18 protein-coding genes are annotated in these 22,365 nt (G+C 49.3%); all 18 read left to right on the top strand.

Going from position 1 to position 22,365, the window contains the following annotated elements; genetic code table 11:
* Position 1: 1 nt before the first annotated feature.
* The 18 genes from uppS (at position 2) to WMO24_RS14775 (ending at position 22,365) form a co-directional block, all read left to right on the top strand.
* Positions 2-715, top strand: coding sequence for a polyprenyl diphosphate synthase (gene uppS, locus WMO24_RS14860; protein WP_349217163.1), 714 nt, complete (start codon positions 2-4; stop codon positions 713-715).
* 19 nt (positions 716-734) lie between these two features.
* Positions 735-1,586 carry a phosphatidate cytidylyltransferase gene (locus WMO24_RS14855; RefSeq protein ID WP_349217162.1) on the top strand — a complete coding sequence of 284 codons (852 nt, stop codon included), beginning with the start codon at positions 735-737 and terminating at the stop codon, positions 1,584-1,586.
* A gap of 14 nt (positions 1,587-1,600) precedes the next feature.
* Positions 1,601-2,752 carry a 1-deoxy-D-xylulose-5-phosphate reductoisomerase gene (gene dxr / locus WMO24_RS14850; protein WP_349217161.1) on the top strand — a complete coding sequence of 384 codons (1,152 nt, stop codon included), beginning with the start codon at positions 1,601-1,603 and terminating at the stop codon, positions 2,750-2,752.
* Positions 2,753-2,774: 22 nt separating this feature from the next.
* A complete protein-coding gene (gene rseP / locus WMO24_RS14845) occupies positions 2,775-3,806 on the top strand; it encodes an RIP metalloprotease RseP (RefSeq protein ID WP_349217160.1) in 1,032 nt (343 codons plus the stop codon).
* 13 nt (positions 3,807-3,819) lie between these two features.
* Positions 3,820-4,866 (top strand): flavodoxin-dependent (E)-4-hydroxy-3-methylbut-2-enyl-diphosphate synthase, encoded by a 1,047-nt coding sequence (gene ispG, locus WMO24_RS14840; RefSeq protein WP_349217159.1) that lies wholly within the window; start codon positions 3,820-3,822, stop codon positions 4,864-4,866.
* Positions 4,867-4,874: 8 nt separating this feature from the next.
* Positions 4,875-9,161, top strand: a complete 4,287-nt coding sequence (locus WMO24_RS14835) for a PolC-type DNA polymerase III (RefSeq protein WP_349217158.1) — start codon at positions 4,875-4,877, stop codon at positions 9,159-9,161.
* A 156-nt stretch (positions 9,162-9,317) separates the two neighbouring features.
* Positions 9,318-10,697, top strand: coding sequence for a tRNA (N6-isopentenyl adenosine(37)-C2)-methylthiotransferase MiaB (miaB, locus tag WMO24_RS14830; RefSeq protein ID WP_349217157.1), 1,380 nt, complete (start codon positions 9,318-9,320; stop codon positions 10,695-10,697).
* A gap of 22 nt (positions 10,698-10,719) precedes the next feature.
* Positions 10,720-11,136 carry a YlbF/YmcA family competence regulator gene (locus WMO24_RS14825; RefSeq protein ID WP_349217155.1) on the top strand — a complete coding sequence of 139 codons (417 nt, stop codon included), beginning with the start codon at positions 10,720-10,722 and terminating at the stop codon, positions 11,134-11,136.
* A 35-nt stretch (positions 11,137-11,171) separates the two neighbouring features.
* Complete coding sequence (gene mutS / locus WMO24_RS14820; protein WP_349217154.1) at positions 11,172-13,781, top strand: DNA mismatch repair protein MutS; 2,610 nt, start codon at positions 11,172-11,174, stop codon at positions 13,779-13,781.
* Positions 13,782-13,801: 20 nt separating this feature from the next.
* On the top strand, positions 13,802-15,724 hold the full coding sequence (mutL, locus tag WMO24_RS14815) for a DNA mismatch repair endonuclease MutL (RefSeq protein WP_349217153.1): 1,923 nt from the start codon (positions 13,802-13,804) through the stop codon (positions 15,722-15,724).
* Entirely contained in the window at positions 15,708-16,637 is a 930-nt protein-coding gene (miaA, locus tag WMO24_RS14810; protein WP_349217151.1) for a tRNA (adenosine(37)-N6)-dimethylallyltransferase MiaA, read from the top strand. The genes mutL and miaA overlap by 17 nt, the downstream gene beginning before the upstream one ends.
* A gap of 11 nt (positions 16,638-16,648) precedes the next feature.
* The gene (locus WMO24_RS14805) at positions 16,649-17,890 is read left to right on the top strand and encodes a biotin/lipoyl attachment domain-containing protein (protein ID WP_349217150.1); all 1,242 of its coding nucleotides are present in this window, start codon (positions 16,649-16,651) and stop codon (positions 17,888-17,890) included.
* A 161-nt stretch (positions 17,891-18,051) separates the two neighbouring features.
* Positions 18,052-18,516 carry a cell division protein SepF gene (locus WMO24_RS14800; protein ID WP_349217149.1) on the top strand — a complete coding sequence of 155 codons (465 nt, stop codon included), beginning with the start codon at positions 18,052-18,054 and terminating at the stop codon, positions 18,514-18,516.
* Positions 18,500-19,285, top strand: coding sequence for a YlmH family RNA-binding protein (locus tag WMO24_RS14795; protein ID WP_349217148.1), 786 nt, complete (start codon positions 18,500-18,502; stop codon positions 19,283-19,285). Before WMO24_RS14800 ends, WMO24_RS14795 begins: the two co-directional genes overlap by 17 nt.
* Positions 19,286-19,300: 15 nt before the next feature.
* Complete coding sequence (locus tag WMO24_RS14790) at positions 19,301-20,005, top strand: DivIVA domain-containing protein (protein ID WP_349217147.1); 705 nt, start codon at positions 19,301-19,303, stop codon at positions 20,003-20,005.
* 91 nt (positions 20,006-20,096) lie between these two features.
* Positions 20,097-20,603 (top strand): signal peptidase II, encoded by a 507-nt coding sequence (gene lspA, locus WMO24_RS14785; RefSeq protein WP_349217146.1) that lies wholly within the window; start codon positions 20,097-20,099, stop codon positions 20,601-20,603.
* On the top strand, positions 20,590-21,507 hold the full coding sequence (locus tag WMO24_RS14780) for an RluA family pseudouridine synthase (protein ID WP_349217145.1): 918 nt from the start codon (positions 20,590-20,592) through the stop codon (positions 21,505-21,507). The genes lspA and WMO24_RS14780 overlap by 14 nt, the downstream gene beginning before the upstream one ends.
* Before the next feature lie 12 nt (positions 21,508-21,519).
* Complete coding sequence (locus tag WMO24_RS14775; RefSeq protein WP_349217144.1) at positions 21,520-22,365, top strand: HAD-IIB family hydrolase; 846 nt, start codon at positions 21,520-21,522, stop codon at positions 22,363-22,365.

The following is a 22,365-nucleotide window of genomic DNA, read 5'->3' as shown; positions in this document are numbered from 1 at the left end:
CATGGAAAGAAGACCGGATTTTGCAAAGGGACTCAGCATTGGCATTATAATGGATGGCAATGGTAGATGGGCTAAAAAGCGTGGACTTCCCCGCACGGCCGGCCATAAAAAAGGCGCCGAAGTGTTTAAGGATATCACTCGCTATTGCAATGAGCTGGAAGTGGCCAGTGTAACCTTTTATGCTTTTTCTACGGAAAACTGGGCACGCCCCATGGAGGAAGTCAACGCCATCATGAAGCTGTTTGGCGAGTATTTGACAGCGGCATACGATTATCAGAAGGAAAACAACCGTGTTGTCTTTTTGGGCGATCGTTCTCCGTTATCTGAAAAATTTAAGGCGCAAATGGAAGAAATTGAAACCAAGACAGCGCATAACACAGGGACGACATTAAATGTCGCAATCAATTACGGCGGACGTCAGGAAATCGTGCGGGCCGCACAGATTTTGGCCAGGCGCGTGCAGCAGGGGACCTTGAAGCCGGAAGAAATCAATGAGCAACTGATGTCAGATTGCATGTATACCACTGGGCAAAAGGATCCGGATTTTATTTTGCGTCCCAGTGGAGAGCATCGGCTTTCCAATTTTATGCTTTGGCAGGCATCTTACGCGGAGTTTGTGGATATGGATGTTTTATGGCCTGATTTTACACGAGCAGACTTGGATCGGGCGATAGATGAATTCAATCACCGCAGCCGGCGTTTTGGCGGAATCTGACAGAAGTGGAGAGTTTGAAATGAAAGTGCGTGTCATTACTTCAATTGTAGGTTTGGGAGTTTTGGCGATTGTATTGTGTTTTTTTGACACAGTTCTTTTTAACTTTGTATTGATGGCGGTGGTATTGATTGCCATTCATGAGGTGTATGACGCTTTTCAATTGAAAGCACCTTATGTCTATGCTGCATTTGTTCCACTGACGGCTGTAGTAATGTTCAGCGATGCGTTAGCGACGTCTCGCTGGATTTGGATTGCCGGTTATGTGATGATGGCCTATTTGGCTTGTTGTGTGATTTCTCATTCACAAACACTCTCGTTTGCCAAAGTGGCTGGAACTACGCTTTTTTCGGCGGTGATCCTCGCATGCTTCGCATCGGTTCTGCACGTGCGCGGAATGTTCCCAGATTCACTGGAAAGTATTTATGTGTTGCTGCTGATTCTTGGTTTCGCCTGGGGTGGAGATACTTGCGCTTATTTTGCGGGAAGGGCGTTTGGAAAACACAAACTTGCACCGATTGTCAGCCCGCATAAGACGGTGGAAGGGGCAATCGGAGGTGTTTTAGGCAGTGTTCTTGTAGGCCTTCTCATTACAGTTATCTATGCAGCAGCACACGATCAGCCGACACTTCTTTCCGCCTGGGGAAATCATTATTACGTCATTGTAGCTCTGTTGGGGGCCATCAGTTCGCTGCTTGGAATTCTGGGGGATTTGACGGCATCTGTGGTTAAAAGGCAGTGCGGCATCAAGGATTATGGCACCATTTTCCCGGGCCATGGCGGAATTATGGATCGATTTGACAGTGTAATGTTTGTTGCTCCTTTTGTGGTGCTGACGCTGATGCATTTGCCCCAGGGAGCGTTGCCGGGTTAAAAGAGGAGTTTGTAATGGCAAAAAAAATTACCTTATTGGGATCTACCGGTTCTATCGGAACACAAAGTCTGGACGTGATTCAGGCGCAGGGATATGAAGTATATGGACTGGCAGCGCACAGCAATGTGTCGCTTCTGTTCAAACAGATTCAGCAGTTTTCACCGGCAGTAGTGGCTGTAGTAGATGACGAAGCAGCTAAAAAAATGCGGACACTGCTGGACGGCATGGCGAACGCGCCGAAGCTTCTGTGCGGAAAAGAGGGACTGGAAGAACTGGCTGCAATGCCGCAGGCGGATATTGTTCTGAATGCGGTGGTAGGAATTGCCGGTCTGCCTGCAACTTTGGCTGCCTTGGAGCAGGGAATCGATGTGGCACTGGCAAATAAGGAGAGCCTTGTGACAGGCGGTTATTTAGTGACGGAAACCGCTAAAAGAAAACAGGCTCGGCTTCTTCCGGTAGACAGTGAACATTCTGCCATTTTTCAGTGTTTGCAGGATGCTCATTCGGCCAAAACTTTGCAAAAGATCCTTTTGACTGCTTCCGGCGGTCCGTTTTTCGGGAAAACGAAGGCTGAACTGCAACATGCAACCCGGCAGGATGCCCTGCGGCATCCCAACTGGAGCATGGGGAATAAAATAACCATCGATTCCGCTACATTAATGAACAAAGGCTTGGAATTGATCGAAGCGGTGTGGCTGTTTGGGCTGCCGCCGGAAAAGGTGCAAATTGTGGTGCAACGGCAAAGCATTATCCATTCTATGGTTCAGTTTGCTGATCATTCCATTCTGGCACAATTGGGTGTTCCGGATATGCGCATTCCCATTCAATATGCGCTGACCTGGCCGGAACGTGTTCCGGGACCGGCCCCGGAATTGGATTTTACAAAACTTTCATCTATTACGTTCGATGTGGCGGACGAAGAGACATTCCGTTGTCTGGCGGCTTGCAAGAAAGCGATCAGCAAGGGCGGTCTGGCTCCTTGTGCTGCCAATGGAGCAAATGAAGAAGCGGTTCGTTTGTTCCTGGAGGATAAAATTTCATTCCTGAAGATTGGGGAATTGGTAGAGGGAATTGTAGAAAGTGAAAATTTTGCGGGCAGTTATACGGTACAGGACGTTTACGAATGTGATCGCATGGCCCGCGCATATGTTTTAGAGCATATTTGATTCTTAGAAAGGCGGTGGTGGTGTGGCCTCCTGGCTGCTGACGGCACTTGCTTCAATTTTTGTATTTGGAATCGTTATTTTTATTCATGAATTAGGCCACTTTCTGACGGCGAAATTCAGCGGCATTACCGTTGAAGAATTTGCCATTGGCATGGGGCCAACGCTGTTTCGCTTTAAGCGTAAGGACACTGTTTATGCCATTCGCCTTCTTCCGATTGGCGGTTTCGTCAGCATGGAAGGCGAGGACGAAGAGAGTGATGACGAGGGTTCGTTTACCAAAGCTCCCGTGGGAAATCGGATTCTGGTGACAGTTGCCGGCGCATGTATGAACTTGATCCTTGGCTTTTTGGTCCTGATCGTTGTGGTTTCCATGGAAAGCAGCATCGTCAGCCGGACGGTTGCGGAATTTTATCCGAATGCATCGACACAGCAGCACGGTCTGCAAGTCGGAGATACCATTCTGGCCGTGAACGGGCGTCGATGCTTTGTGGCCAATGATGTGAGTTATGAATTCGCACGTACACAGGAAGGAACTGCGGACCTCACCGTATTGCGGAATGGTGAGAAAATCACTCTGGAAGATGTTGTGTTTGAAACCGCAGAGCAGGATGGACAGCAGTATCTTGTGATTGATTTTAAGGTCTATCCCATTGAAAAGACCGTGGTGAATGTTTTAAAAGAAGCTGGAAACTGGACGCTGTCACTGGCGCGCATGGTGATTTTGAGCTTTACGGATTTAGTCACCGGACGCATTGCGGTGAATAATTTGTCCGGTCCTGTTGGAATCGTCAGTGCAATTGGGCAGGCTTCTTCTTTGGGGCTGCGTCCGCTTTTGCTCTTGCTGGCGTTGATTACCATCAATCTGGGAATTTTCAATTTGCTTCCGGTGCCGGCGCTGGATGGTGGTCGTTTGGTGTTTCTGATTTTGGAAGCGATTCGGAGAAAACCCATTCAGCAGAAATACGAAATCGCTGTAAACGCTGCCGGTTTCGTTTTGCTGATCGGTTTGATGATATTTGCAACATTTAATGATATTACAAAGCTTTTGCCGTAGGGGGAAGAAGCGAATGCGTAAAAAAACACGGGTTGTTAAAATAGGGAATATGGCCATCGGAGGAGATTGTCCGATTGCAGTCCAAAGCATGCTGAATGTTCCGGTCTCGGATGTGCAGGGAAATGTAGAGCAGGCAAAACGGCTGGAAAGTGCAGGCTGCCAGCTGATTCGTGTTACGGTACCCACTGCGCAGGATGCGGGAATCGTTGCGGCATTGAAACAAGCCGTCCATGTTCCGATTGTAGCGGATATTCATTTTGATTATCGAGCAGCACTGGCTTGTGTGGATGCCGGAGTCGATAAAATTCGTATTAACCCGGGCAATATCGGAAGTGATGAGCGGGTCGGTTTGGTGGCACAGGCTTGTAAAGAGCACGGCATCCCCATTCGAATCGGTGTCAATGGCGGCAGTTTGGAGAAGGATATCCTGGCAAAGTACGGAAAGGTGACGCCGGAAGCCCTGGTAGAGAGTGCGATGTATCATGTCTCACTTTTGGAAAAGCATGATTTCCACGATATTGTGATTTCCATTAAATCCTCCAATGTTCCGGTGATGATGCAGGCGTACCGACTGCTGAGCGAGCAATGCGATTATCCGCTTCACATTGGCGTGACTGAGGCAGGAACGTATCGTATGGGCTTGATTAAGTCAGCTATGGGAATTGGCGGCTTGCTGATGGAAGGAATTGGAGATACGCTGCGCGTTTCTTTGACGGATGATCCGGAAAAAGAAGTACAGGCGGGTTATGATATTTTGCGGGCAGCCGGACATTTCGTTGCGGGGCCGGAAGTTATCAGCTGTCCCACCTGCGGACGGACCAACATTGCTGTTGCTCAGATCGCCGATGAGGTGGAACGGCGCCTTCGCGGCTGTAAAAAGCAGCTGAAAGTTGCCGTGATGGGCTGTGTAGTCAATGGCCCCGGAGAAGCCAAAGAAGCAGATATCGGAATCGCCGGCGGAAAAGACTGTGCGATGCTGTTTGTCAAAGGCAAGCAGATTCGAATGCTTCAGGGCGATATTGTAGGACAGCTTTGTGCGGAAATTGAAAAACTGGTGTAACAATAAGCATGAAACCTTTATTAACGCAATTATGGCCGCAGTTTAATGCGGACCCGGACTTTGCTGCCGGTTTTGCCGGTGCGCTGGTGGAGCGCGTGGTTGCCGACCGAAAAAAAAGAACGGTAACGATTGTTTACAGTACATGTGCGCCGGTTGAACGGCAGATGAAAGAGCGGCTTGCAGTGTCACTGGAGCCGCTCTTTGAAGGCTTTGCAATTAAGTTGCAGGGCCATTTTCCTTATGCAATGATCACGGCACAGTCTGTGCTGGATTTTGCAGAAGAATTAAAAGAATACGGTTTGCCGGTAAACGGCTTTTTAAGCGGTGCTGTTGTGTCTCTGGATGGAACGCGCATTCATATTCAGGTGAAAAACGGCGTCTTGATTTTGAATGAGATTGAATTTCACTCGAAATTAGAAGACTTGATCGCAGAGCGCACGGGGACACGCCCGACCGTCACACTTTCCAGCAGTGACGTGATTTCCGCTGAGGAGCTGGAAAAGAGCGTTATGGAGAAAGTGCCTGTTGTTCAGTTCAAGAAAAAGGATGAACTGGATTCGCTGAAGGTACCGGGACTTGCGCTGGAACCGGGAGCTCCGGCAAAGCTTTTGGTGGGGCATCATTTCCAGCCGACTGATTTGACGGCCTTGAAAGATATCGGTCCGGATTCCAATAAGATTACCGTTTGGGGCGATGTCTTCTTTACGGAGATCAAGGGGAACTATAAAAAAATCTATTCCATTTCCATTACCGATTATACGGGATCGATCAACTTGAAGATTCGCATGGAGGCGGACGAGACCAATGTGCCCTGGGATGAGGTGTCGGCAGGTGACACTCTGGTTGTAAAGGGAAATTGCACTTTTGACAAGTACGAAGGCGATTATGTTATTTATCCTTATGATGTGTTTAAGGTAGTGCGCCAGCAGCGTCAGGATACGGCGAAGGAAAAGCGTGTGGAGCTGCATCTTCATACAAAACTCAGCAGCATGGACGGCTTTTGCTCCCCCGGCGAAATTGTTAAGATTGCGCACCGAATGGGACATCGTGCTGTTGCAATCACAGATCATGGCGTGGTGCAGGGATACCCGGAAGCGATGCTGGCTGTGGACGGCATTCACAAAAAAGATCCGGATTTCAAACTGATTTACGGATGCGAAGCTTATTTCGTGGATGATATGGTCCCGGTCGTATACGGTTCGGCAGGCGGTGATATGCATCAGTCTTTTGTCGTGTTTGACTTGGAAACGACCGGTTTGTCTCCACAGGATTGTTTTATCACGGAAATTGGCGCGGTGGTCGTGGAAAACGGCGAAATCACCGAGAGCTATAATGCGTTTGCCAACCCCGGTTGTCATATTCCGGAGAAAGTGGTGCAGCTGACCGGAATTACAGATGAAATGGTGGCGGATGCTCCGGGTCAGGAAGAGGCTGTTCGTGCATTTTTAAAATTTGTCGAAGGAAGACCGCTGGTAGCGCACAACGCACATGGCTTTGATATTCGTTTTTTGAAAGCAGCTGCGGAACGGTACGGCATTCCATTTGAAAATACTTATCTGGATACGCTTCCTTTATCGCAGGCGCTTTATGCCGGATTGCGTAATTACAAGCTGGATACCATTGGAAAATATTTGGAGATCCCGCCGTTCAATCATCATCGTGCCTGTGACGATGCTCGTGCCTTAGCACAGATTTTTGTCAAGGAAATTGAAGATCTGGCGCTGCGTGGTGTGACAACGCTGGAGCAGGTCAATACGGGGCTGGGCGGCACAAGAGCACTGGCCAAAAAGAACTTCCATCTGATTATTCTGGTGCAGAATTCTGCAGGCTTGAAAAATTTATATCGGATTGTATCGGCGGCACATATGGATTACTTCTTTAAAGTGCCGCGTGTGCCGCGCAGTTTGCTGAACCGGTATCGGGAGGGCCTGATCATTGGGTCAGCCTGTGAGGCCGGCGAGTTGTACCGTGCAATTTTGGAAGGAAGAAGCTTCGACGAACTGTGCAAAATTGCATCTTATTACGACTTCTTGGAAGTGCAGCCTCTGGGCAACAATGCCTTTATGGTGCGGGAACATATGGTGGACAGCATCGAAAAGGTACAGGAGTTCAACAAAACCATTATTGAAATTGGCGAGAAGTTGCACAAGCCGGTAGTTGCGACCGGTGACGTGCACTTTACGGAGCCGGAAGACGCCATATACCGCGCAGTTCTGCAGGCCGGGAACGGCTTTAAAGATGCGGATAATCAGGCGCCTTTGTATTTCCGTACGACAGATGATATGCTGGCACAGTTCGGCTATTTGCCGCCGGAAAAGGCCTACGAGATCGTTGTGACCAATCCCAATCGCATTGCCGATATGATTGATGGAGAGGTGCGCGCCATCCCGAAAGGATTGTATACGCCCACCATTGAAGGCGCGGATGATACGCTGCGTCAGGACACAATGAACAATGCAAAGGCCCGTTACGGAGATCCTCTTCCAGAACTTTTGGAAACGCGGCTTCATCGTGAATTGGATTCAATCATCAAACACGGATTTGCCGTTCTGTATGTCATTGCGCAGAAGCTGGTTCAAAAGAGCGAAGAGTATGGTTATCTGGTCGGCTCCCGAGGATCGGTAGGTTCTTCTGCGGTCGCGCATTTTTCCGGTATTTCCGAAGTGAACAGTTTGCCGCCGCATTATTTGTGCCCCAAGTGCAAATGGAGCTATTTTTATACAGATGGCTCGGTTGCGGACGGATTCGACTTGCCGGATAAAAATTGCCCTCATTGCGGGACCAAGTGCCTGGTTGACGGCCACGAGATTCCGTTCGAAACGTTTTTGGGGTTCGACGGAGACAAGGAACCGGATATTGACCTGAACTTTTCCGGTGATGTGCAGTCCCGGATTCATCGCTATACAGAAGACATTTTTGGCAAGGACCACGTCTTCAAGGCGGGAACCATTTCCGGTCTGCAGGATAAGACCGCCTACGGTTATGTGAAAAAATATCTCTCGGAACGCGACAAAACCGTCAATCGTGCAGAGGAAAACCGGCTGGTGCAGGGCTGTGTGGGTGTCAAGCGCACCACCGGACAGCACCCGGGTGGCATGGTCGTTGTGCCGAGCAATTACGATGTGTTTGATTTCTGCCCGATTCAGCATCCTGCGGATGATAAGGAAAAAGGGTTGATCACCACTCATTTCGAATTCAAATATCTGCATGATACGATCCTCAAACTGGACGAGCTGGGGCACGACGTTCCAACTATGTACAAATATCTTGAGGATATGACGGGCATCAAGATGGAAGATGTGCCGATGAACGATCAGCGGGTGATTTCTCTGCTGACATCTCCGGAGGCACTGGGCGTGACGGAAGAGCAGATTGACAGCAAGACCGGCACGTTCGGAATTCCCGAAATGGGAACAAACTTCGTGCGCAACATGTTGATTGAAGCGCAGCCCAAAAGTTTTTCCGACCTGATTCAAATTTCAGGCCTTTCTCACGGAACAGACGTTTGGAGCGGCAACGCGCAGGATCTGATCAAAGACGGTGTGTGTACTATTTCCGACGTAATTGGCACCCGTGACAGCATCATGACCTACCTTCTGTATAAAGGGGTCGAGCCCAAACAGGCCTTTACCATTATGGAGCTTACCCGAAAGGGAAAGGTGGCCAAGGGCGGTTTCCCTGAAGGGGTTGAGGATATGCTGCGGGAGCATGATGTCCCCGAATGGTATTTGGACAGCTGCAAAAAAATCAAATATATGTTCCCGAAAGGACATGCGGTCGCCTACCTGATGGCAGCTGTGCGCCTGATGTGGTTTAAAGTCTATCATCCGCTGGAATTTTATGCCACACACTTCACCGTACGCGGAGAGGATATTGACTATGAAGCGGCTGTCGGCGGGGTCAAGGTGGCACGGCAGCACATGAAGGAAGTAAATCAGCGTATTCGTGAAAGCGATAAAAAGAACCCAAAGGATGAAAATATTCTTGCCGCGCTTCAGATGGTCAATGAGATGCTTCAGCGCGGTTACGAATTTGCCCCGATTCGAATCGGCAAAAGCCGTGCAAAGGTGTATGTGGTAGAGGATGGAAAAATCCGATTGCCGTATATGGCGATGAAAGGGTTAGGCGAGTCGGTCGCCAATGAACTGGAGCGTGCGACAATGGGCGGTCAACAGTATTTGTCTGCCGAAGAACTTCAGGCTGCGACGGGAGCTTCCAGCACCATTATGGAAAATCTGTATGAGATTGGCGCTTTGGGTGATTTGCCTCGTACCAGCCAGGTGTCTTTTTTCTGAGTTTTAAAAATTGATTATGGACGCGCTGCTGTAAAAAACGCCGCCTTTTCTGGCGGCGTTTTTGCTTGTACTGAAGACGTTTTTGTAGTATACTAGAACAGTATGTATGATTCAGAGGTGCGCCTTTTGGGCGGTGCTCTGTAAATGAGGTGTAAAATGGAACCCATTCGTTTTCAAAAAAATGAGGCTGCGGCACAGGCCATCCAAACATACTATGGACGGCGCCCTTATGTGTTTACCCGAAGTTTCGGATGTCAGCAAAGCGTAAATGACGGAGAAAAGATTACGGGCGTTCTGGTGGACCTTGGCTTCGGTGTCTGCGAAGAAGAGGAACAGGCGGACTTGATTGTGTTCAATACCTGTGCGGTGCGGGAACATGCAGAACACCGGGTGTTTGGAAATATCGGTGCGCTGAAGACTCTGAAAGAGAAAAATCCCCATCTGCTGATTGCGGTGTGCGGCTGTATGACGCAGCAGGAAAGCGTTGTGGAAAAGCTGAAAAAGAGCTATCCGTACGTTGATATTGTGTTCGGCACCAATGGCATCGATTTGCTCCCCGGGTTGATCTTGGAAAAACTGACCGACCGCAAACGGGTGCTTCCGAAGCCCGTTGAGCGACGTGATATTGTAGAGGAGATTCCAATCCGGCGCGATTCAAGCTATCGGGCGTTTCTTCCCATTATGTATGGCTGTGATAACTTTTGTTCCTATTGCATCGTACCGTATGTGCGCGGCCGCGAGAGAAGCCGGAAAAGTGCAGATATTTTGGCGGAGTTTTGCCAGCTGGTGGATGCAGGTTATAAAGATATCACGCTGCTTGGGCAGAACGTGAATTCCTATGGGAAGGGCCTGGACGAGGAGATCGATTTTTCGAGACTGCTTCAAATGCTGGATCAGATTCCTGGCGACCACCGGATTCGTTTTATGACCAGTCATCCCAAGGATGCCACGTATCAGCTGGTGGATACCATTGCCCAGAGTCAGCACATTTCCCATCATTTTCATCTGCCCGTGCAGTCTGGTTCCAACGAAATTCTGCAGAAGATGAACCGGAAATATACGGTGGAAAGTTATTTGGACCTGATCCACTATGCCAAAGAGCGCGTGCCGGACATGACATATTCCAGTGATATCATTGTGGGATTCCCCGGGGAAACGGAAGAGGATTTTCGCCGTACGGAAGCCTTGGTTCGCGAAGTGGAATATATGCAGTTGTTTACATTTATTTATTCCAAGCGCGGCGGAACAGTGGCAGCAACACTGCCGGATGATACTCCGCACAAGGAGAAAGCGGATCGAATCGCACGGTTGATTGCGATTCAGGATGAAATTGTGGACAAGCTGACACAGAAAATGCTTGGCACAACGGTCAAGGTTTTGGTCGAAGGACCGGGACGAAAAGAAGGTGTATTCACCGGACGGCTGGATAATAATATGGTTGTCGAGTTCGAAGGAGATGCACCGGAAGGTCAATTTGCACAGATCCTTCTCACCAGCGCAAAGGGCGCAGTGCTGAAGGGAAATCTTATAAAGTAAAAAGAGAAAGGAACGATAGATTATGGCAAAAGATGCAATTACCATGTTTAAAGAGGCTGCGCAGCAGCTGCAGAAAGAAGAGGCTTATCTGGCTTTGGAAGGCACCCGTAAGGCAAATGACGAGGACGAAGCTCTTCAGACTCTGATTGGAGATTTTAATCTGGCACGCATTGATTTGAACAGCGAACTTTCCAAAGCTGCCGATAAGGATCAGGAGCGTGTGAATCAGCTGAATTTGAAAGTTAACCAGCTCTACAATGACATTATGGCCAATGAGCATATGATTGCTTACAATGAGGCCAAAGATGAGCTGGAAGCTCTGATGAACTACGTGAATGCGATTATTAATACGGCTGTAAATGGCGGCGATCCCATGGCAGTGGAAGAGCCGCAGGCCGGTTGCAGCGGCAGCTGCGCTTCCTGCTCGGGCTGCCATTGATCGGGAAAAAGTGAGAACAGGAGGGTGTAGTACACATGGCGGCGCTTTCTCCCATGATGCAGCAGTACTTTGAAATTAAAAATCAGCATCCGGATAAGATCCTTTTCTTCCGTCTTGGTGATTTTTATGAGATGTTTTATGACGATGCGGTTCTTGCGTCGAAGGAATTGGAACTGACTCTGACCGGGCGTGACTGCGGCCAGGCGGAACGTGCGCCGATGTGCGGCGTTCCGTTCCATTCCTATGAAAGTTATGTTGCACGGTTGATTGCCAAGGGGTATAAGGTTGCCATCTGTGAGCAGATGGAAGATCCCGCTTTGGCAAAGGGGTTGGTCAAACGCGACATTGTTCGTGTGGTCACACCTGGTACAGTCATTGAGAGCAGCATGCTTCAGGATGACAAAAACAATTACATAGCGAGTATTTATATAAAAGACGGATGTGCCGGTGTTTGTTTTGCGGATGTGTCTACCGGTACTGCTCATACCACTTGCCTGACCGGGGAACGGCTCGGAGCAGAAATTATTTCCGAGTTGTGCCGTTTTGCGCCGCGTGAAATTTTGTTCAACTCGGAAATCCTGAACTACAAAGACGTCACGCATTATATCAAACAGCAGCTGGCCTGTGCAGTCGAACTGATGGAAGATGACCGCTACCAATCGGAAGAATGCACACATGAGATGCAGCTTCAGTTTGGAGAAGATTGTGAAAAAAACACAGGGCTGAAATGTGGTTCGCCGGCTTTCTATGCTTTGGCGGTCTTGCTTTCCTATTTGAAGGAAACCCAAAAGAAGGGTGTAGAACGCCTGAAGACCGTGCATAACTATGCCGAAGCCCAGTATATGCAGCTGTCGCCTGTTACCCGGGCCAATCTGGAATTGACGGAAACCATGCGCGGACGTGAAAAGCGGGGAACATTGCTTTGGGTTTTGGACAAAACGCAGACAGCGATGGGAAAACGTCTTTTGCGGAACTGGATCGAGCAGCCGCTTGTAAACGTGAATGCGATCGATGATCGCCTGGATGGCGTGGAGGAATTGTTTGGTGATTCGGTCACACGGGCAGAAATCATTGCGGCGCTGGCTCCAATCTTTGATATTGAGCGGCTCATGACCCGTACGGTATACGGTTCTGCATCTCCGCGCGAAATTTATTCTTTGGCGGTAACGTGTCAGCAGCTGCCGCAGCTTCGACAATTGGCCGGTTCTTTCCACGGTGCGGAGCTGGTTGGAATTGTTGCGGATATTGATGAACTGGCGGATATCAAGGAGATGATTCTGAGCGCCATTGATGAAAATGCACCGGCCTCTCTCAAAGACGGTGGCGTCATCAAGCCCGGATATAACAGCGAGGTAGATGAGCTCCGTGACATTGTGCACGGCGGAAAGGGCTATCTTACCACGCTGGAAGCAAAACTCAAAGAGGAAACCGGAATTCGCACTTTGAAAATCGGTTATAACCGTGTGTTCGGCTATTATATTGAAGTCAGCAAGTCCTTTACAGATCAGGTGCCGCAGAATTTTGTGCGCAAGCAGACACTGGCCAATGCGGAGCGGTATATCACAGAAGATCTTAAGCAGCTGGAAAACAAAATTCTGGGCGCCAATGAACGCCTGGCGGTATTGGAGCGTCAGCTGTTTGAGGATTTGCTGCACAGCATTTCCGAGCAGCTGCCACGCATTCAGCGTACAGCAAGCGGTGTGGCACGGCTGGATGTACTGGCCGCATTGGCGGAAGTGGCCGTAAAGAACAATTATGTCAAACCACAGGTGGACGAAGGCGACGAACTGGAAATCGTGGAAGGCCGGCATCCGGTCATTGAACAGATGCTGCGCGGCGCGCTGTTTGTCCCCAATGATACCATGTTGAACTGTGGGGACGACCGCATGCTGATCATTACAGGTCCCAACATGGCCGGAAAATCCACTTATATGCGGCAGACTGCTTTGATTGCGCTGATGGCGCAAATTGGCAGCTTTGTCCCGGCAAAAAGTTGCCGGACCGGTGTGGTGGATGCTATTTTTACCCGAGTGGGTGCGTCGGACGATTTGGCAGCGGGGCAGTCTACCTTTATGGTGGAAATGACAGAGGTAGCAGAGATTTTGCAATATGCCACACGCAAGAGTCTTGTGATTCTTGACGAGATCGGAAGAGGTACATCTACTTTCGATGGAATGAGCATTGCGCGGGCGGTAGTAGAGCATATTGCAGACCGTGAAACGGGCATTGGGTGCAAAACTTTGTTTGCCACCCACTACCACGAGTTGACGGATCTTGAAAATTCTTTGGATGGTGTCAAAAATTACAACATTGCCGTCAAAAAACGCGGCGATGATATTACTTTCCTGCGGCGGATTGTGCGCGGACCGGCAGATGACAGTTACGGAATCGAAGTGGCAAAGCTGGCTGGGTTGCCGGATGAGGTGACAAGCCGTGCAAAGGAAGTTTTGAAAGTGCTGGAAGCCAGTGCACCCAATGCGGACCGTGTGACGCAGCTGAATTTCGATAATTTTGAAAAATTTGCGGAAAAGCCGGTGCCCAGTGCATTGGTGGAACGTTTGGAGGCGGTGGATGTGGAAACGCTGACGCCGCTGGAAGCGTTGAATTTTCTTTATGAACTCAAGAAAACACTTGCGGAAGGATAAGAGAAAAGAGGTGGGGGATTTTGGCTAAGATTCATGTTTTGGACAAACATACGGCGGAGCTGATTGCGGCGGGAGAAGTGGTGGAACGTCCGTCATCGGTCGTCAAAGAACTGACGGAGAATGCGATCGATGCCGGTGCCACAGCTGTGACGGTGACAATTGAGCGTGGCGGAATCTCTATGATTCAGATTGCAGACAATGGTTCGGGAATCGAAGCGGAGAGTATCCCCACGGCATTTTTGCGGCATGCTACCAGCAAAATTCAGTCAGAAGATGATTTGGAAAACATTCATACGCTGGGCTTCCGGGGAGAGGCGCTGGCTTCCATTGCCAGTGTGGCGCGTGTGGAATTGCTGACGAAAACAGAACAGGACGAGTATGCCTATTGTTATCGTATCAGCGGCGGTGAAGAGGAGGGCATCGAACCCGGGGCACGTCCTCAGGGAACGACCATCACAGTGCGCGATTTGTTTTATAATACCCCTGCCCGTATGAAGTTTTTGAAAAAAGATGCCAGTGAGGGCAACTATGTGAGCGATGTGGTGAGTCAGCTGGCGCTGTCTCATCCGGAGATTTCTTTCAAATTTGTTCGTGAGGGGAAGGTACAGTTTCAGACACCGGGTGATGGAAAATTGCTGAGTGCAGCTTATGCGGTCCTTTCCCGAGACTTTGCCAAAGACTTGCTGGAAGTGGGACATGTACACGGAAATTATCAAATCAGTGGACTGGTGACTCCGCCCAAAAGCGGTCGTGCCAGCCGTTCCATGCAGCATTTTTTCATCAATGGGCGCTTTGTCAAAAATCGCACCATGATGGCTGCTTTGGAGGCTGCATACAAAGGTGTTCTGATGCAGGGGCGCTTTCCCGGATGTGTGCTCACAGTTACCATGCCACCGCAGCTCGTGGATGTAAATGTTCATCCGGCTAAAACGGAAGTGCGTTTTGCACGGGAGAAAGAAGTATTTGATGCGGTGTATTCTGCAGTGAAATCTGTTTTGATCACACCGGAATCTTCTTCGAAAGCGCTGGCTTTTGAAGAAAAAAGTGTCTCCCGGCCAATGGAAACGCCACATCCGGCGCCGGCAGCGGCCCCTGTGCGGCCGACCAAGCCCGCCGCAGAACAAATTCGCGCCTACGACAATATGGTTTCGCGTCTCGCAAGTGTGAGCCCGGTTCCGTATAGAGCGGTTTATGAGAAAGAGCCGGATACTCCTGTCGTGGAGATTCCTAAAAGGCCGGCTCCGTTTGTTCCCGCTGCTCAGGAAAAAGAAGCGAGTGCTCCGGTTGTTTCGGCTTGTGAAACAAAGGTGCCGGCGGCAGAAGCAAAGGCAGAAATTCAGCAGACAGTTCTTCCGGGAATACAGCCTGAAAAGCAGGAACTTCGTTTTGTCGGAGAAGTATTTAATACTTACATCATTGCACAGCGCGGTCAAGAAATTTGCTTTATTGACAAACATGCTGCACATGAACGAATCATCTATGAGAGTTTAATGGAGCATTATGGCCAAGTGAGCAGCCAGATGCTTTTGGTCCCGGCAACCATTCGGCTGTCCGGGGAAGAAAAAAATGCCCTGATGCAGCACGAGAAGATTTTGGCGGACAGCGGCTTGGAAATTGAAGATTTCGGCGGCAGTTCCGTTGTGGTGCGCGCTGTTCCAGCCGATGTGCCGCCGGACGATGTGGAGAATCTGGTGGTGGAACTTGCCAGTCATCTGCGGGAAAATCCGCGTTACACAGTCGGAGAGAAGACAGAGTGGGTTTTGCATTCCATCGCATGCCGTGCAGCAATCAAGGCAGGAGATAAAACGCATGCTGCTCAACTGATGCGTTTGGCGCAGGAAGTAATGGATGGAAAAATTCCGCCGTTTTGTCCCCATGGACGTCCGGTGATTTTGCGTTTGACATTGAAGGAGCTTGAGAAACAGTTTGGCAGACAAGGTTAAAGTTCTGGCCGTTTGTGGGCCGACGGCCTCCGGGAAAACTGCACTGGCTGTGCAGCTGGCCCGGCAACTAAACGGGGAAGTTGCATCGGCAGATTCGATGCAGATTTACAAAGGGCTTTCTGTGGGAACCGCAAAGCCGGATCATGCGGAAATGTGTGGAATCCCGCATCATTTGATGGATTTTTTATCTCCGGACCAGGCATTTTCGGTGGCAGATTATGTGGCGCAGGCTGGACGGATCATTGAGTCCATTGCAAGACGGGGGCGTGTCCCGATTTTGGCAGGCGGCACTGGATTGTATCTTTCAAGTTTGCTGGATGGTGTACGTTTTTCTCCAGCCAAACCGGTATCTGAGGAGCGGGTGCTGCTCCAGCAAGAGCTGGAACAAAACGGAATCGGCCCTTTGTATGCGGAGTTGTGTCGGATTGATCCGGAGTATGCAGCTACGCTTCATCCGAACAATCATGTGCGTGTGCTGCGTGCTCTGGAGCTGTATCGGCAGACGGGCAAAACAATGACGCAGCAAAGAAGTGAGTCAGTACCGGCAGAGCGGCCGTACAATGCGCGCGTGATCTGCCTGTGTCCGCGCCAGAGAGAAATGCTGTATGCGCGTATCGACGCACGTGTGGACCAAATGATGGCGAGTGGCCTGTTAGAAGAGGCGAGGGATGTTTACGAGCATCGCGCTTTGTATAAGACGGCTGCACAAGCCATTGGATACAAGGAGTTTTTTCCTTATTTTGAAGGAGCGAGCGAGTTGGAAAGCTGCGTGCTGGCGTTGAAACAGGCGACGCGCAATTACGCCAAACGTCAGTTGACTTGGTTTCGCAGAATGCCGGATGTGCTTTGGCTGCATCCGGAGGATGCGGATGTTTTGGAACAGGCGCTTGAATACTGGAACAGGATGGATTAAAAGAAAATACCATGAAGCAAAAAGGAAAAGGGAAAAGCATTCGTTGGGGGATTGTTGTTCTTTTACTGGTCCCGGTTGTTTACATTGGGGTGCAGCTGGCTTTAATTTTGTTCGGGCAGGTCAACCGTTCCTATGACACCCAAACTGCAGTGCTTTACGAAATGGCAGACACACTCTCCTGCCAGGGGTACGTCTCTTTGAGTGAAACAGATATCACGTACGATGGAACCGGGGTATTGGGCTATATCGCACAGGACGGGGAACGCGTGTCTGCCGGAACTGCGGTTGCACAGCAGTTTTCTGATGCACAGCAGGCATCGGCCTACCAGCAGATTCAAATGTTAAATGAGGAAATCGAACTTGTGGAGAAATCCCAGACTGTTTCTTCGGTCACTGTCAATGTTGACGCGCTTTTAAAACAGACGAAGACAGGAATCTATGAGATATTAGCCGATGTGCAGAGCGGGAATTATATGGATGTGCCGGATGCCAGAGAAGAGATTTTGACAGCACAGAACCGCTTGTTGATTAATACCGGTGCGGTATCCGATTTCTCGCAGAGAATTCAGGATTTGACCGCGCAGCGGGATGCGATTTCCGTGGAAAACCCTTCTTCCATTATGGCAAATACTGCGGGATATTTTGTTTCAGCGCAGGACAGTACCAAGTGTGTGTATACCGGTGAAGAGCTTTCTGCTATGTCTCCGGTGGAATTTGCACAGGCTTGTCAACAACCGTTGGAAGAAAACGACAGCAATGTAGCCGGAAAAATCATTACAGATTATGAGTGGCGCTATTTTGCTCTTGTGGATGCCAAACAGGCGGCTAAGTTTGTAGAGGGAAAAAGTGTGCAGATTTCTTTCCCCGGGGTTTCCGACAATTCTTTTCCGGCAGAGGTCATCAGCGTAACGGTGGATGAGGCAAACAATGCGGCCAAAGTGGAATTATCCTGCGATTACATCAATGAAGACGTGGTAATGCTGGAAAAAGAATCCGCTTTGATCACTTTTCAGGTTTACGAAGGGCTGCGAGTGGATGCCGCTGCACGCCGTGTGAGCGAAGGCGAGGACTATGTTTATATTAAACGCGGAAATACTGCGCAAAAACGTTATATTGACGTGATTTTTGAGGATCAGAACTACATTCTGGTTTCGCCCGACAGCGAGGATACTTCCGAAAAAACTTACCTGAAAATGTTTGATGAGGTCATAACCGATGCGGGCAGCCTGTCCGAAGATAAGGTCCTTTTGTAAAAAAGAGATGTGCGGAACAGCCGCTTTTTTCGCAAAAAGATTGACAATCAGCGGCAAAATGAAGATAATAAAAATATTAGCATATATGTATTATGCGGTTGTATGCCCTCTTTCAAAAACGGTTGCAACATCAGATTGTTTCAAAAGGAGTAAAGCAATTTATGAGTATGTTTGATAAACTTAAAGGTATGATGGGCGTGCCCGATGATGATGATTATGAGGATGAAGGCGTTGACATGATGCAGAATGTCGACGATACCGACAATTATAATGATTATAATATGCAGGACAATTACGGTTCTTCGGACGGAAGTCCCAAGCGCAATAAGGTTGTAAATATCAATTCAACCATGCAGCTTCAAGTCGTTCTGGTCAAGCCGGAGCGATTTGACGATGCCAGCGCAGTGGCGGATCATCTGAATGCCAAGCGCACGGTTGTGCTGAACCTGGAGTCTACCAGCAAGGACATTGCGCGCCGCCTGGTTGACTTTTTGTCCGGCGTTGCATATGCCAACAACGGGCAGATCAAACGTGTAGCGAACAGCACGTTTATTATTACGCCCTATAATGTAGACATTATGGGCGATCTCCTGGACGAGCTGGAGAGCAATGGCGTATTCTTCTGAGGCGAAACAGCGGGGATATATCCCGCCGCAAAATGACGAAGAAAAACTGTTGATGAAACGTGTGACGGAATGGGTCCATCAGGTAGAATATTCGGATCGTCCGCGCTGTACGTCCTTTCTCAGTGATCGTGAACAGGCTCTGGCTGTTTCTGCTCTGCAAAAATGCAAGTGGACCGAGTATGTGTTCAGCGGCGGATACGATGCAGCGGAACGAAAACTGCTTTGCATTTACAGCGGTGAAAAGCCGGAAGAACCTTTTCCGGCCCGATGTCTCAATATTGAAGTGCTGCAAAAAGACAAGACTCTGTCACACCGGGATTATTTGGGAGCATTACTTTCACTTGGTATAAAGCGAGAATGCGTCGGGGATATTTTGGTCACAGAAGATGGCGCACAGTGCTTTGTTTTGGAAAAACAATCCGGGCTTGTGCTGGAAGAATTGTCGTCAGTCGGGCGTTGCCATGTGCATGTATCATACGCGCAGACAGAGAGCGTTTCGGCGCCGGCGGGACGTGAATTTACCGTCAGTCTTGCGTCGATGCGGCTCGATGCACTTTTGGCGGAAATGATTCATACAAGCCGTTCCAATGCGGTGCAGCTGATTCGCGGTGGCGCGGTAGAGATCAATCACATACCGAGCACCAAGCCCCATGAACCCGTTTATGAAGGAGACACGTTCAGCGTTCGGGGTTATGGAAAGTTTCGTTTGCAAAAAATTGGAGAACAGAGTCGGAAAGGCCGAACATTTGTATCCTATCTACAATATTGACAGGGGGCAATCTTGATGAATGCTGATGATATCCGCAATGTCACTTTCGACAAAGTGATGCGTGGTTACCGGTCAGAAGAGGTAGATGCCTATTTGGAACAGGTAGCTGCCGAAATGGAAAAACTTCAGGCCGAAAAAGAGGACAATGAGAAAAAACTCTTTATCCTGGCGGAGAAGGTTGACCAGTATCGCAACGATGAAGAAACGCTGAAAACAGCTTTGCTGAATGCACAGCGAATGGGAGAAAGCGTGATTCATGAGGCGCGTCAAAAAGCTGAAACCATTTTGTATGATGCGAATACCAAGGCCAATCAGCTCAAACAGGAAGCTGCCGATAATGTGGCGGAGATGGAGCAGGAACTGGCGCGCCTGAAAACGGAAGTGGCACAGTTCAAGAGCAATGTCCTCATGCTGTATCGTCAGCACATTGAGTCACTGAGCGCTGTTCCGGGCGAAGAACGGACGAAGAAGGAAGAGCAACAGGAAGAAGAGAAAAAGAGCCGTCCTCGCAGACGTGAAAAAGCTTCTTCGGAAAAGAATAAGAAGAAAGCTGCGGAGGCAGAAGAGAAGGAAGATATTCTGGAGCTTCCTGAAGAGCCTGCGCGAGAGATGGACCGTACACCGTTCGACTTTGAAGCTGAAATGCCGCAGGATGATAATGCGGACGGCGATGAGAATTTTGAGAGCTATCATGGCATCAAATTTGATGACGAAGACTAAAACGACAAGCGGCGTTTGTGGCAGGCGCGCAGAAATAGTTTGCGCGCCGTACCAGCGCCGCTTGTTTTGATTTCAAAAAGGGGGAGACCACGTGTTTTCTGTCATTGTGACAACTGTACTTCTTGTGTTGCTGGATCATCTTACAAAGTTTTTGGCAACTACGTATCTGGCTCCGATCGGTTCTGTGACTCTGATCCCGGGGATCATGGATCTGCGTTATGTTTTGAATGACGGAGTGGCATTTGGAATGTTTGCAGGTGGCGATGCCAGAGTGATATTGCTGGTTGTAACCGGTGTGGTTTTGGTATGCTTTGCGGCTTATCTTTTGATCAAGCGGCCTTCAAAATATATGGAGCGCATTTCCTTGATTTTGATTTTGTCCGGTGGCTTGGGGAATTTTATCGACCGCTTGCTGAATGGCGCTGTTGTCGACTTTTTTGCCACAACATTTATCGATTTCCCTGTTTTCAATGTAGCTGACTGCTTTGTAACAGTGGGCGTGGTATTGCTGATTTTCAGCGTGTTCCGTGAGGAAGCGAAAGCCAAAAAGACGATTTCTGTTTCTGAAACCACCCCGGATCAGAATGATCAGGCATGAATTTTCCGTCTCGCCCGAGTTGGCGGGACAACGCATCGATAAGGTGCTCGCGGAAAATCTGACGGATGTGACACGCAGTTTCGCGCAGCAGCTGATTGAGCAGGGACTTGTTTTGTGCAACGGAAAAAAGGCGGCCAAGAGCTTGAAAGTTGCTGTTGGTGATTCAGTCGTATGCGAAATTCCGCCACCCCAGAACACAGAAATTATTCCGCGAAACATCCCGCTTGATATCGTATATGAGGACGATGTTTTACTGGTGGTCAACAAGCCGAAAGGAATGGTAGTACATCCTGCGCCGGGCAATCCAGACGGCACATTGGTAAATGCGCTTCTGTACCATTGTCATGGAAATTTGTCCGGAATCAACGGGGAAATCCGTCCCGGAATTGTCCATCGAATCGATAAAGACACCAGTGGATTGTTGGTGGTGGCAAAGGACAATGCGGCCCATCTGGCGCTGTCAGAACAATTTGCGGTGCACAGCATTACCCGTGTTTATCAAACGGTTGTATATGGAGGCTTTCGGGAAGACGATGGCTTCGTAGAAGGTTTGATCGGCCGCCATCCTGTGGATCGAAAGCGTATGGCTGTTGTGAATAAAAACGGAAAATATGCTTACACAGCATATCATGTGGAAGCGCGTTTTCGCGGCTTTACGCATTTGTCCGTTCGTCTGAAAACAGGTCGGACGCATCAAATTCGGGTGCATATGGCCAGTATTGGACATCCTGTAGCGGGAGATGCGGTTTATGGGCCTCATAAGGTTCTGACTCAGCTGCAGGGGCAGTGCCTGCATGCGGGAACTTTGGGATTTATTCATCCTTCCTCAGGTAAGTACATGGAATTTCAAAGCGAACTTCCGCTTTATTTTACGGATTTTTTAAAGCAAATCCAAAAAGAGTAAAGGGATTGCACTATGATTGAATCGTTGCGGGACATTCTGGTTGTTTCCGATATTGATAATACATTGCTCACACCAACGGAAGGCATTCCCAGTGTCAACAAGGCAACCATTCAGCTTTTCTGTGCGCTGGGCGGGAAATTCACGGTCGCTACCGGGCGGACTGTGGAATCGGTTCAGCAGCGTTTGGGGGATTTGACTCTTTCCGCGCCGGCCATCACGGGCGGCGGTGGTGTTTTGTGCGATTTTTCTACAGGTGAGCGCATTAAAAATGAAGTATTGCCGCGCGCGGTCGCTTATCGTGCCCTGGAGGATATTTATTGCAAATTTCCGACAGTGGGAATTGAGGTAATGGGGGCTGATGGCCTTCTTTATGTGGTGCGTGGGAACGAATACGTTCAGCGCCACTTGTGCCAGGAAGAGTTGAGCTGCTTGTTGATTCCGCTGGAGGAAATTCACTGCGAGTGGAATAAAGTTTTGTTTGCCGGAGATCATGAATTGCTTGGCCGTGTAAAGGCCTTTGTCGAGGCGCGCTATTACCCGGGAATTTATTTTGTTGAGACAGATTCCATGTACTATGAGATCCTGCCGGAAGGCGTTTCCAAAGGGCAGGCTTTACGGGATTTGTGCCGCTATTTGAAAATCCCTGTCGAAAACACCATTGCCATTGGCGATTACTACAACGATATTGAGTTGCTGCAGACAGCAGGGCATTCTGTAGCTGTCCGTAATGCTCCGGGAGAAGTGCAGTTGGCTGCAGATGAGATCACATCCTCCTGTATGGATGGAGGAGTTGCAGAAGTGTTGTATCGGCTGATTCGGCAATATGCCAGGGAGTGTGACAGTGCGTCGCGAAACTAA

Origin of the sequence: Ruthenibacterium intestinale (assembly GCF_040096265.1) — a bacterium.
Lineage (GTDB): Bacteria > Bacillota > Clostridia > Oscillospirales > Ruminococcaceae > Ruthenibacterium > Ruthenibacterium komagatae.
Note: the sequence above shows the minus strand (reverse complement) of the source record. Positions and strands in the feature narration are given on the sequence as shown.